The following is a 12,482-nucleotide window of genomic DNA, read 5'->3' as shown; positions in this document are numbered from 1 at the left end:
TTTATGCAAAAAGAATTGGTTGAAAAAATTTCATTAACCCAACTATTTATTCTAGTTAGTGCCTTTTTATTTGGAAGTGCCATTGTAGTAGGAATTGGAGGGGAAGCCGAACAAGACAGTTGGATTGCGATTATTGTAGCCTGCTTGTTAAGTATTATTCCTGTATGGTTTTACATTTTCTTAGTATCAAGGATTCCAGAGAAGAATCTATTTGAAATTATGGAGATTGCTTTTGGGAAAATGATCTCAAAAGTACTTATTCTATTGTATATCCTGTATTTCTTCTACATTTCGGCCAGAGTCCTAAGAGATTTTGGAGAATTGATCGTTGGAGACATGTTAGTGAACACTCCAATTGAAGTGATCTCCATCACCTTCATGTTGTTTGTCGCCTATATCCTTTACCTTGGTTTGGAAGTTTTGGGTCGTTTTTCAGAGATTTATGCCCCTTATTTGATGGGATCAATCTTAGCGGTTGGTATTTTGCTTTTATTTAGTAGAGAACTCCACGTTAAAAATGTCCTGCCCATTCTGCCCGAAGGAATAGGGCCCGTGATGAATACAGTTTTTCCTAAATTGATTACTTTTCCGTTTGGTGAACTAGTAGCCTTCATGATGATTCTTCCCTATGCCAGCAAGGTTCGATATGCCGGGAAAACTACCATTCTTGCTTTAATGGTTAGCGGTCTCATCTTGGCTTATTCGTCCTTTGTGCAAATAGCGACTTTAGGTCCAGAAGCAAAATTAAGGTCCAAATTTCCACTTTTAACTGCCACGGGGGAAATTTCTTTATGGAATTTTATTGAGCGTGTCGACTTAATCATCATTTTTGTTGTGATGTTTGGCATCCTGGTCAAAATCAGCATTTTCTTTTATGGCGGGTTAAAAGGATTAGAACTAGTTTTCAATCGACCTTATCGTGCTTTCATTTACCCCATGGCGATGATCATTGCTTTTATGTCTATTATCATCAGTAAGAATTTTGCTGAACATATAAGTGAGGGAATTAGCATGGTACCATGGATCATTCACATTCCGTTCCAATATGGGATCCCATTACTCCTTTTCCCTTTTGTTTTATGGAAATCTAAAGGGTTAAGATCCGAAGGGAAGAAAAGATAATGGGTTGGATGAAAAAAATCATACTATCGCAAAAATCATACAATCAAGACAAGTCTCTGAAACATGAACAGTTGTCGCTTGGGAGAGAGGCCCCTCCATTATCAAAAGATTTACAAGAAAACCAGTCGAACATTGAAAAAGCATTTGAAAATGCAACGGATTTTCAAATGGAAAATATTCATGTAGGGAACAGAGAAGGAATTATATGTTATTTGAACAGTATGACTGACTCATCTTTACTAGCTGACAAGATAATGGTCCCGTTATCTAACTCTTCTCAACAAGACAGAAGCATAGCCGATCTAGAGGAATTTGAAGCTTACCGTAAAGAATTTTTTTCGGGAGTAGGCTACCATTTTCATGATACCCTTCATGAACTTATTGATGATGTTCTGGCAGGGTACGCAGGGGTGATCGTCGATGGACAGCCAAAGGGCCTTTCCCTTCATGTCGGGAATATTGAATATCGGCCGATTGAAGAACCCAGCACACAAACTGTAATTCGTGGACCTAAAGAAGGATTTACAGAATCGATGGATACAAATATAAGTTTAATTCGCAGAAGAATCCAAAATACTTCTCTCAAATTTGAATCCATGACCGTTGGTAAGGACACTCGTACTTCGGTAACGATTGCTTATATAGATGAGGTTATGAACAAAGGGATCTTAGCCGAAGTAAAGAAACGGATAAAAAAGATCAGGACCCATGCTATTTTTGACTCTGGAAATGTGGAGGAATATATTTCTGATAAAAGCATGACAGTTTTTCCGTTGATCTATAATACAGAAAGACCGGATAGTGCTGCAGCCAATTTATTAGAAGGGAAAGCAGTAATTATTGTAAATGGAAGTCCTTTCGTATTAATCGCCCCTACTGTATTTAGTGATTTTTTTGAAGCAACAGAAGATTATTATCAATCATTTTTTATTGGTTCCTTCATACGATTGATTCGCTATGCTTCATTCTTGATTGCATTAACATTGCCTTCTTTTTATGTGGCGCTTACAGCTTTTCATCACGCCCTCATTCCGACTGATTTGCTTTTTAGCTTGCAGGCTCAGCGGGAAGGTGTGCCTTTTCCTGCTGTGATCGAACTGTTAATAATGGAAATCACTTTTGAAATTTTAAGGGAAGCAGGAATTCGAATGCCACGGGCAATCGGGCAAACGATATCCATTGTAGGAGCTCTGGTTATTGGGCAGGCTGCTGTAGAAGCGGGCCTTGTATCGAATGCTCTTGTCATTGTGATCGCATTGACCGCACTAGCCACATTCGTATCCCCTATTGCAAGCTTTACAGCGGCTGCACGTTTGTTGCGTTTTATATTTATATTTATGGCAGCGGTATTTGGGCTGTATGGAATTTTGCTTTGTCTCTTTTTCATGGTCGCCCACCTTGTAAGTTTACGATCATTCGGTGTCCCTTACCTTGCCCCTATTGCACCCTTCATTGCGGAGGATCAGGAAGATGTATTTCTTCGTTTTCCTTTCTTTGCTAATAAAAGAAGACCACACTATCTGAAGACTGAAGCGCCTTTGAAGAATCCGGAGTCTAAATCTCCAAGTCCCCCCGCCAGCAAAAAGGGGGACGGATCATGAAGACGATGAAACTTCTCCTGACCAGCTTGTTATTACTTGGATTACTTAGTGGCTGTTGGGATACAAAAGAACTGAATGAAGTAGCTTTTGTTACAGGTGTTGCTATTGAACAAGGGGAGGATGCGAAATACAAAGTAACAGTAGGAGTCGCAAATGCAAGTCAATTGAACGTTCAGAAGTCTGAAGGGAATACTCCTTCAGTTACCTTTAGCTTAGAGGGAAATTCAATTTCCGAGTTATTAGATAAAATGAATGTAGGATTGACGAGGGAATTAAGGTTTTCGCACACGAGAACATTAGTCATCGGGGAAGAAGTCGCCCGGGAAGGGATAGCTGGTTTTTTAGATTACTTAGAAAGGTCAGGGCAGTTTCGTAATAATTTCACTATGCTTGTGGCTAAAAATATCTCAGCGGCTGATATACTGAAAACCACCTTTCCAATTCAAAAAATACCATCCCTGAAGATTCATAATCAGTCGTCCACCTTATTTAAAGAGTGGGGGGGTGCGCCTGATATGAAATTATCAGATTTTATTGCGGCTCTTAGTTCTAAAGGGCGTCATCCTGTTGCTGAGGCACTGACGATTGTTGGTTCTCCTGAACAAGGCGGGAGTGTGGATAACAATAAAAAACTGGATCCTGAATCGCTAATCACCCTTGTAGGATTAGCTGTATTTAAAGAGGATAAACTTATTGGCTATCTGAATCTCGAAGAAACACGCAACTATGTATGGACACAGGATTTAATACAAACGACTCTGACAGTACCGTGTGGGGAAGAAAAATATATCGATGTCCGAATTGTAAACTCCAAATCCTCCATCCATGCCAATTACAACAGGGAAACACCAAATTTCCAAGTAGAGATCATTGCAGAAGCACTCCTGAATGGGACGCAGTGCAGGGATGACCTGGAGAAGGTCGACACGTATAAAAAGTTTGAAAAAGATATTGAAGTAATGTCAGAATCCATGATCCTCAATACTGTAACAAAGGTCCAAGAAGAATACGAAGTGGATATTTTCGGGTTTGGGGAAGCGATGAGGAGACAGCATTACCAAAGGTTTCAAGCGGTGAAAGATCATTGGGATGAAGAATTTAGTAAAGCAGACATTGATATAACAGTAAACATTTTCTTACGAAGGGCTGGAACGTCTAACAAAAGCTTTTTAACCGAAGATGAATAGCAGGTTCACAGGAAGTAGATCCACCACTAGGTTATATAAACAAGAAATAAGAGCATCTGCCTCGCAAAGTGCTTCTGCGACTGGGGGCAGGTGCTTCATAAGATTCCGGCAATCGCTTCCTACATAACCTCCCTTTCCTGAGTCATGATTTTTATTCGAAGGAATATATTTCAAGGGAAGGAGGGCTGGTATGATTCTAAAAATGATAGATTTAAGTTTAATGGCTGAACACTTAGCTGTTCATAAAGCTGAGTTAGCCAAGTTAGGTTCGCTGATTTGCAGCCTGGAAGAACAAGAGAGTAAGCAGGTTGCGACAGAGCAATATATGATTATGAAAAATCATGTGAAAGTTATGGTTGCACTTATGGATCCAGATCAAAATGAAAAGATCGGCATTAATGATTTACATAAATGGGGGTCAGTACAATTAAATTGTTAAAACACATCCATAGGTATGACTTCTGCCGACATTTTGACAGTCCTTAAAACTTCCGCAGAAACGATGGCGAATAAAAACTTCTATTCAGGGTTAAGGATGAAAGCTGAAAACGTCCGCAACATTCATATTCATATGGCCTTGCAGCGAATGATGATCCTCAACCGTTATATAACCTTATTGAATAAATTCATGAAAGAAACGGCCCCTGCGAGTTCACGGGAAAAACAGATGCAAACGTATGAGACATTCAAAACTTTGTTCGACTTGTAATTCTCATAATCCTTTCTTACTTCATCGTTGTTAATATGGGTAAGAAAGTGTATGAGTTGTTTTTTGAACGATAAGGTTGAAGTTGCCGGGTCTCTTTTCTGTCTTTTCGTTAAAGTAAATATAGGATTTCTCTGGGAAGTGTCTGACCTCCGCAATGCTGAAGCATTGCGGAGGTCAGACATTTCTTTATTTGAATTTACTTTTGACAGCCTCCAAAAGACATGTTAGTGTTAAAAACGTTAAATAAATTCTTAACAAACTTAATTCACTTCAGAATTGGAGTTGATCAAATGAATGTAAATTTAAAACTTAAACAATACATCAATGGGAAATGGGTAGACGCGAATTCCGAGGAAACGCGTACGATTATCAATCCATTCAACCAGGAAACAATCGCCATCGTTCCAGAAGGCGATGAAACAGATACAAGAGCAGCCATCGCTGCAGCACGAGAAGCTTTCGATCACGGCGAATGGCCGACGACCCCGGCAACGGAGCGTGGGGCAATCGTGCGTAGAATTGCTGAATTGATTGAGAGAGATAAAGAAGAACTAGCGAATCTAGAATCCTTGGATACTGGTAAAACAGTAGAAGAAAGCCGTGGAGACATGGACGATATCGCTGGAGTTTTCCGTTATTATGCAGAGATTGCGGATAAGAACGGCGGCGAGATCATCGATTCTCCAGTGCCAAACTCCATTAGTAAAGTCGTTCACGAACCGGTTGGTGTTTGTGGGCAGATTACCCCTTGGAATTATCCTCTACTTCAAGCGTCCTGGAAACTGGCTCCAGCGCTTGCAACTGGTAACACATTAGTTATGAAGCCAAGTGAAATCACGCCGCTTACGCATATCAAAGTATTTGAACTGATCGAAGAAGCGGGTGTACCTGCAGGTGTTGCGAACCTCGTCCTTGGTGCAGGTGCGACAGTAGGTGCAGAGTTGTCCAGCAACGAAGATGTTGATCTTATTTCTTTCACCGGCGGTATTGTGACCGGGAAGAAAATCATGCAGGCAGCAAGCTCGAACGTGAAGAAGCTTGCTCTTGAGCTTGGTGGGAAAAATCCGAATGTCATTTTCGCAGATGCTGATTTCGACCTTGCTGTTGATCAGGCGATGAACGGAGTATTCTTCCATGCAGGGCAGATCTGCTCCGCTGGTACAAGATTGATCGTAGAAGAAAGCATTCACGATGAGTTTGTCAATGCGCTTGTTGAGCGAGTGAAGAAATTCAAACTGGGAAGCGGGTTTGACGAAGATACCCAAATGGGACCACTGATTTCCGCTGACCACCTTGCGAAAGTTGAAAAGTATGTAGAAGCAGGGATTGAAGAAGGGGCTACGTTAGCCGTTGGCGGTAAGCGCCCGGAAGACCCTGAATTGCAGAACGGATTCTTCTTCCTGCCGACGATTTTCACGGATTGCACAACCGACATGACCGTTGTCCAAGAAGAAGGCTTTGGTCCGGTCATCACAGTTGAGAAGTTCACGAAAGAAGAAGAAGCGGTAAAACTTGCGAATGATTCTATCTACGGACTTGCTGGCGGTGTCTTTACAAACGATATCGCAAAAGCAGAACGCTGTGCAGCGAAGATGCGTATGGGTACGGTTTGGATCAATGAATTCAACCTGTACTTCCCACACGCGCCATGGGGTGGATACAAGCAATCCGGAATTGGACGCGAACTAGGTAAATTAGGAATTGAAGAATATACAGAAACGAAGCATATTTTCCAAAACCTTAAACCAGAACAAATCAACTGGTTCTAAGCTGACTATTTATTTTTAACATTCATAATCAAACTCAGATAAAGGGAGAAGGAGGTACTTTGACCTCCTTCTGACCGAATTTAACATCAAGGAGGAACAGTGTATGGCTATGATTGAATCATATGATTACGTAATCGTTGGAGGCGGTAGTGCAGGTTCTGTAATGGGAAACCGCCTGAGTGAAGATGGCAAAAAAAGTGTACTTGTATTGGAAGCAGGACGCAGTGACTATTCTTGGGATCTATTGATCCAAATGCCTGCTGCTCTGCCGTTCCCTTCAGGAAAAAACCTCTATGACTGGCAGTACGAATCCGATCCTGAACCTTATATGAATGGACGCCGTATTCCTCATGCGCGAGGAAAGGTACTTGGAGGTTCCAGTTCCATTAACGGGATGATCTACCAACGTGGAAACCCTAAAGACTATGAACGTTGGGGTGCCGACGAAGGCATGACGAACTGGGATTGGGCTCACTGCCTTCCATACTTCAAGCGTTTGGAAAATGCGCTGGCATCACCGGATGATGATATGCGTGGTCATGATGGTCCAATCAAATTGGAGCGCGGTCCAGCGAAGAACCCTCTATTCCAAGCCTTCTTTGATTCAGCTGTAGAAGCTGGTTATAACCGCACACCTGACGTTAACGGATTTCGTCAGGAAGGGTTCGGCCCGTTTGATAAGCATGTGTACAAAGGGCAGCGCTTGTCCGCATCCCGTGCTTACTTGCACCCGTTCATGGACCGCGAAAATCTGACAGTCAAGACACGTGCATTCGTTACGAGCATCGACTTCGATGGCACAAAAGCAAAAGGACTAACGTATAAGCGAAACGGAAAAATGCATCAAGTGGAAGCGGGAGAAGTCATCCTTGCCGGTGGTGCGATCAACACGCCACAGCTGCTTCAACTATCTGGGGTAGGAGATGCGAAGCACCTTCGTTCCCTTGGCATTGATCCAGTTGTCGACCTTCCAGGTGTCGGAGAAAACCTTCAGGATCACCTTGAAGTTTATGTCCAGCACGCGTGCCCGGTTCCTGTTTCCGAACAGCCGAACCTTCAGAAGCGCCGCATGCCTTGGATCGGCCTGCAGTGGATGCTTGGCCGCACAGGCCCAGCTGCGACGAACCACTTCGAAGGCGGAGGTTTCGTCCGTTCCAACGATGAGGTGGACTATCCGAACTTGATGTTCCACTTCTTGCCAGTAGCGGTTCGTTACGATGGACAAAAAGCACCGACAGATCACGGATTCCAAGTACACATCGGACCAATGTACTCTGATGCACGCGGATCATTGAAGATCAAATCCAAAGATCCGAAAGAGCATCCAAGCATGGTGTACAACTACCTTTCTACAGAACAGGACAAACGTGAATGGATCGAAGCGATTAATATTACACGTGAAATTATGTCCCAGCCTTCTATGAAGCCTTACAATGCTGGTGAAATTTCACCTGGTCCTACGGTTCAAACCGAGGAAGAAATCCTTGAATGGGTAAGAGAAGATGCGGAAACGGCTCTTCACCCGTCCTGTACAGCGAAAATGGGACCTGAGTCAGATCCTATGGCTGTCGTAGACCCTGAATCCATGAAGGTTCACGGACTGGATAACGTACGCGTAGTCGATGCCTCTGCTATGCCGTATGTTACTAACGGCAACATCCACGCTCCTGTATTGATGTTGGCAGAAAAAGCAGCAGACCTGATTCTTGGACGTAAACCACTGGATCCAATCGACGCGGATTACTACCAGCACGGTGTCCACCCAGCTGATGCAGGGACAGTTCCTAAATCTAAAGCTGCAACAAAATAAAATTTGTATAGAGAAGGCCTCTTCAAAATGTATGGCACACGAAGCGTACATGGATGAAGGGGAGCCTTCTTCTGAATAAAAAGCGTTCCATCCAAATAACGGATGGAACGCTTTTTTACATTTCAGGGGAGAGAACGGAGCATCACTCCATTAACTGTACTGTGGTTCTTTTCTGGACTTCTTCCGTTCGCTGCGAATGGTTGCCTGAGCAGCTGCAAGTCTTGCTGATGGAACACGGAAAGGCGAGCAGCTGACATAATCCAGTCCTAAATCAAAGCAAAATTGAATGGACTCTTTTTCTCCTCCGTGTTCGCCACAAATCCCTGTTTTCAGTGCAGGATTTGTTTCTTTGCCAAGCTTCACCCCATGTTCTACAAGTTTCCCGACACCATCCTGATCTAAGGAAACAAATGGGTTTCTTTGCAGCACATCGCTATCAACATAATGTTGGAGGAACTTACCTTCTGCATCGTCACGACTAAATCCAAACGTTGTTTGTGTTAGATCATTGGTTCCGAAAGAGAAGAAATCTGCTTCTTCTGCAATTTGGTCGGCGGTTAGTGCCGAGCGCGGTGTTTCAATCATGGTCCCGATAAGGTAATCGTCGAAAGTTTGACCTGTTTCTGTCTGAACGTGTTGGCTGATTCGAATGACCAATTGCCGCATTTCTTTTAGTTCATTCACGTGGCTGACTAACGGAATCATTATTTCTGGTTTAACGGTGATTCCTTTTTTTATGACGCTAGACATCGCCTGAAAAATGGCCATGATTTGCATTTCGTAAATTTCAGGATGGATCATACCTAAGCGGCAGCCACGGAGGCCTAACATAGGGTTTGCCTCTTCCAATAACCGTACTTTTCGTAAAAGGTTTTGTTTTTCCTGCAGTTCGTTGGAGTCAGGGCTTGTGATTTGCAACCTCGTCACATCAACGAGCAGCTCTTCTTTGTCCGGCATAAATTCGTGAAGCGGAGGATCTAGTAAGCGTACGGTGATGGGATGTCCTTGCATCGTTTCAAAGATTTGTTCGAAATCCTGTTGCTGCATCGGCAGGAGTTGATCGAGCGCCTCCTTCCGTTCGGTAATCGTTTCAGATAGGATCATGTTTTGGACCGTAGGGATGCGGGAGCTATCCATAAACATATGCTCGGTCCGGCAGAGTCCAATGCCGCCGGCCCCAAATTCCAGAGCTTTTGCAGCATCTGTGGGATTATCCGCATTCGCCCGTACTCCGATCTTTCTCTCTTCATCAGCCCAGCGAAGCAGCAATTGGAAATCATCCGAAAGTTCTGGTTCAATCATAGGAATTTCACCAAGGAAGATTTCTCCTGTCGAGCCGTCAATCGTAATCGTATCCCCATGGTTCACAGTCGTATCTCCTACGGTGAACTGTTTGGAGTCCAACTGAATTTTCAAAGAGTCACAGCCGCATATGCAGGCTTTCCCCATACCTCTAGCTACGACGGCGGCATGGCTGGTCATTCCACCCCGGCTAGTAACCGTAGCTTGAGAAGCGACGATTCCATGGATGTCATCAGGTGTCGTCTCAGGACGGACGAGGATGACCTTTTTTCCATCCTTAGATAACTTATCGGCTTCATCCGCATCAAAGACGACTTGGCCAGTGGCCGCTCCAGGGGAAGCGGGTAGGCCTGTAGCCAATTGCTTTCTCTTATGTTCAGGGTCAATCCGGTGGTGGAGCAGCTGGTCGAGCTGATCTGGATCCACCCGTAAAAGAGCTTCACGCTGATCCATAATTTTTTCTTTCACCATTTCAACCGCGATTCGAATGGCTGCTTGAGCCGTCCGTTTCCCTGTCCGCGTTTGGAGGATGAACAGCTTTCCACGTTCAACTGTAAATTCAATATCCTGCATGTCTTTGTAGTGGTCTTCTAATAACTGACAAGTTTCAACCAATTGTTGAAAGACGTCCGGCATGTCATCTTTGAGACTGGAAATTGGCTGAGGCGTACGGATTCCCGCGACAACGTCTTCTCCCTGCGCATTGATTAAATATTCGCCATAAAGTTTAGACTCACCGGTGGATGGATTGCGTGTGAAGGCAACCCCCGTTCCGGAATCTTCTCCCATATTTCCGAATACCATGCTTTGAATGTTGACAGCTGTCCCGAGGTGTCCGGGAATTTGATGGAGGCGTCGGTAGAGAATAGCCCGCTGGTTGTTCCATGAATCAAACACGGCCTTGATCGTAAGGAAAAGCTGTTCTTTTGGATCTTGAGGAAAGCTTCGCTTCGTATTTTTGAACACAATCGATTTAAACTCTTCAATGACTTGCTTCCAATCTTCGGCTATTAATTCTGTATCGGATTGGTAACCTTTGGCTTCGCGGATCTCTTCTAACCGTTGTTCGAAAAGGTAGTGATTGACATCGAGGACAACATTGCCAAACATTTGAATAAACCTGCGGTAGGAATCATAGGCAAAGCGAGGGTTATCTGTAAGTTCTGCTATTCCTCTGACCGTTTCATCATTCATTCCAAGGTTCAAAACGGTATCCATCATACCTGGCATGGAATGTACAGCGCCTGAGCGAACTGAAACAAGAAGAGGATTGGTTGGATCTCCTAATTTTTTGTCTGTTTTGGATTCAAGAACTTGGAGAGATTGTAATACTTGCGATTCTACTTCTGACGATATGACTTTCTCAGCATCATAATAGGCGTTACAGGCAGCTGTCGTAATTGTAAAGCCGTAAGGAACGGGTAAACCGATGCGGGTCATTTCCGCTAAGTTCGCACCTTTTCCACCTAGGAGTTCTTTCTTGTTCTTTCCAGATTGATCAAACATGAATACAAAATTGTTTTCCATTAGGCAAAGCTCCCCCTTTTATTAAACATAGCCAGGATGATATCGGCTGTCTCTTCAATCGCCTTATTGGAGACATCGATCACTGGACATCCAATTTTTTTCATAATGTCTTCCGCACACGTTAGTTCTTCAAAGATCCGATTCAATGAGGCGTAACTGGCTGAGTTTGTTAGCCCCAGTCTTTTCAATCGCTCTCTGCGAATTTCATTCAATTTTTCAGGTGAGATGATTAATCCGATGCACTTTTTCCTTGGAATCTCAAAAAGTTCTTTAGGAGGTGGGACCTCCGGGATCAGAGGGACGTTGGCTACTTTAAATTGTTTATTCGCTAGATACATAGAAAGAGGAGTCTTGGAGGTTCTCGATACTCCGACGAGGACAATATCCGCCTGTTTCAATCCTCTTACTTCCTGCCCGTCATCATACTTCACCGCAAACTCAATGGCTTCCACCCGTTTGAAATAGTTCTCATCCAATTTTCTCATCTGGCCGGGTTGACGGTTGGGCTCCATATTGAATTTTTGAGAGAATGCATTCATCAGAGGATGCATCAAATCAACAGCAATGATTTGTTCTTCATCCGCTCTCTGGTCAAGGTAATCCTTCAAATCAGGAAGGACGATGGTGTAGGCAATGATGGATGGGCGGTACTTCGCGACAGTGATGACATTATTAATGTCCTGTTCGTCCTCTACATAGGAGAAGTGCTGGATCTCAACATCCTTGCCGAAAAACTGGCTTGCTACAGCTTTTACCATTAATTCAGCTGTTTCACCGACGGAATCGGACACGATATAAACCATTTCTTGAATAGTCACAATCCATCTCCCTTACTCTTTGTCCTGGAGGAAAGGTATGAAATCGTTGGTATATGTACAGGTTCCAACTCTTTCATACCTTCCAGATTATTATGCCACACTAATATAGTGTATTTGGGTTAATGTGACATACTATTACTGAGTAGTATAGTATCATTGTTTGCGAGTAGATACAACAAAAAGATGGTTGATGATCGTGACCTTTGTTAGTAGATTCGTTGGCTTAACTGCGAAATATAGCCATATCCCGGTCTGTTGGGTTTGAACCAGAGCAAGTTGTCTAAATTTTGAAAGCGTATTATAATGGGAATCAATCTTGTACATAAAGGAGGGAAAATCATGCCTGCATTCACCTTAGACATCAAAAGTGAGGATAAACACCTGCTTTTCATGATGTCTATTATTGGAAATTCAGCCGTCCAAGGGACAAGTGTGTCCTTTTTCAGCTGAATTCCATAGGGTGAACGTATGATTTCCTTCAAATAGCGGAAGCTGCCACACGGGGATGATTTGGAGTGACACAGTTAAATAAGACTCAATAAAACACCTAGGCTGCCATTACTCTGAATTCAATTGGAGTTTGGCAGTTTAGTTTTTTAAATGGTCGACAATAATTATAATAATACATGTACGTTTC

At 43.3% G+C, this 12,482-nt stretch carries 9 protein-coding genes; 7 read left to right on the top strand and 2 right to left on the bottom strand.

Going from position 1 to position 12,482, the window contains the following annotated elements:
• Positions 1–3: 3 nt before the first annotated feature.
• The 7 genes from GLV98_RS18310 to betA all read left to right on the top strand — a co-directional run bounded on the left by GLV98_RS18310 (position 4) and on the right by betA (position 8,198).
• Positions 4–1,122 carry a GerAB/ArcD/ProY family transporter gene (locus GLV98_RS18310; RefSeq protein ID WP_160917484.1) on the top strand — a complete coding sequence of 373 codons (1,119 nt, stop codon included), beginning with the start codon at positions 4–6 and terminating at the stop codon, positions 1,120–1,122.
• Entirely contained in the window at positions 1,122–2,723 is a 1,602-nt protein-coding gene (locus tag GLV98_RS18305; protein ID WP_160917483.1) for a spore germination protein, read from the top strand. The genes GLV98_RS18310 and GLV98_RS18305 overlap by 1 nt, the downstream gene beginning before the upstream one ends.
• Positions 2,720–3,910, top strand: coding sequence for a Ger(x)C family spore germination protein (locus GLV98_RS18300; protein WP_160917482.1), 1,191 nt, complete (start codon positions 2,720–2,722; stop codon positions 3,908–3,910). Before GLV98_RS18305 ends, GLV98_RS18300 begins: the two co-directional genes overlap by 4 nt.
• A 190-nt stretch (positions 3,911–4,100) precedes the next feature.
• Positions 4,101–4,349, top strand: coding sequence for a hypothetical protein (locus GLV98_RS18295; RefSeq protein WP_160917481.1), 249 nt, complete (start codon positions 4,101–4,103; stop codon positions 4,347–4,349).
• Between the two features lie 96 nt (positions 4,350–4,445).
• Entirely contained in the window at positions 4,446–4,619 is a 174-nt protein-coding gene (locus GLV98_RS18290) for a hypothetical protein (RefSeq protein WP_160917480.1), read from the top strand.
• Between the two features lie 290 nt (positions 4,620–4,909).
• Positions 4,910–6,388: a betaine-aldehyde dehydrogenase gene (betB, locus tag GLV98_RS18285; RefSeq protein WP_160917479.1), complete on the top strand. Its 1,479-nt coding sequence runs from the start codon at positions 4,910–4,912 to the stop codon at positions 6,386–6,388.
• 109 nt (positions 6,389–6,497) lie between these two features.
• On the top strand, positions 6,498–8,198 hold the full coding sequence (betA, locus tag GLV98_RS18280) for a choline dehydrogenase (RefSeq protein ID WP_160917530.1): 1,701 nt from the start codon (positions 6,498–6,500) through the stop codon (positions 8,196–8,198).
• 150 nt (positions 8,199–8,348) lie between these two features.
• Here the strand turns inward: betA and ppdK are convergent, their stop codons facing one another.
• Together ppdK and GLV98_RS18270 are read right to left on the bottom strand one after the other, a co-directional pair.
• The gene (ppdK, locus tag GLV98_RS18275; protein WP_160917478.1) at positions 8,349–11,027 is read right to left on the bottom strand and encodes a pyruvate, phosphate dikinase; all 2,679 of its coding nucleotides are present in this window, start codon (positions 11,025–11,027) and stop codon (positions 8,349–8,351) included.
• A complete protein-coding gene (locus tag GLV98_RS18270; RefSeq protein ID WP_160917477.1) occupies positions 11,027–11,845 on the bottom strand; it encodes a pyruvate, phosphate dikinase/phosphoenolpyruvate synthase regulator in 819 nt (272 codons plus the stop codon). Before GLV98_RS18270 ends, ppdK begins: the two co-directional genes overlap by 1 nt.
• Positions 11,846–12,482: the final 637 nt, after the last annotated feature.

This window comes from Halobacillus litoralis (genome assembly GCF_009856415.1).
In the GTDB taxonomy this organism is placed as follows: domain Bacteria; phylum Bacillota; class Bacilli; order Bacillales; family Halobacillaceae; genus Halobacillus; species Halobacillus litoralis_C.
Note: the sequence above shows the minus strand (reverse complement) of the source record. Positions and strands in the feature narration are given on the sequence as shown.

Coding starts and splice junctions, on each gene's coding strand:
- GLV98_RS18310 (WP_160917484.1), top strand. CDS start 4: ATGCAAAAAGAATTGGTTGAAAAAATTTCATTAACCCAACTATTTATT.
- betA (WP_160917530.1), top strand. CDS start 6,498: ATGATTGAATCATATGATTACGTAATCGTTGGAGGCGGTAGTGCAGGT.
- ppdK (WP_160917478.1), bottom strand. CDS start 11,027: ATGGAAAACAATTTTGTATTCATGTTTGATCAATCTGGAAAGAACAAG.
- GLV98_RS18295 (WP_160917481.1), top strand. CDS start 4,101: ATGATTCTAAAAATGATAGATTTAAGTTTAATGGCTGAACACTTAGCT.
- GLV98_RS18290 (WP_160917480.1), top strand. CDS start 4,446: ATGAAAGCTGAAAACGTCCGCAACATTCATATTCATATGGCCTTGCAG.
- GLV98_RS18300 (WP_160917482.1), top strand. CDS start 2,720: ATGAAGACGATGAAACTTCTCCTGACCAGCTTGTTATTACTTGGATTA.
- GLV98_RS18305 (WP_160917483.1), top strand. CDS start 1,122: ATGGGTTGGATGAAAAAAATCATACTATCGCAAAAATCATACAATCAA.
- betB (WP_160917479.1), top strand. CDS start 4,910: ATGAATGTAAATTTAAAACTTAAACAATACATCAATGGGAAATGGGTA.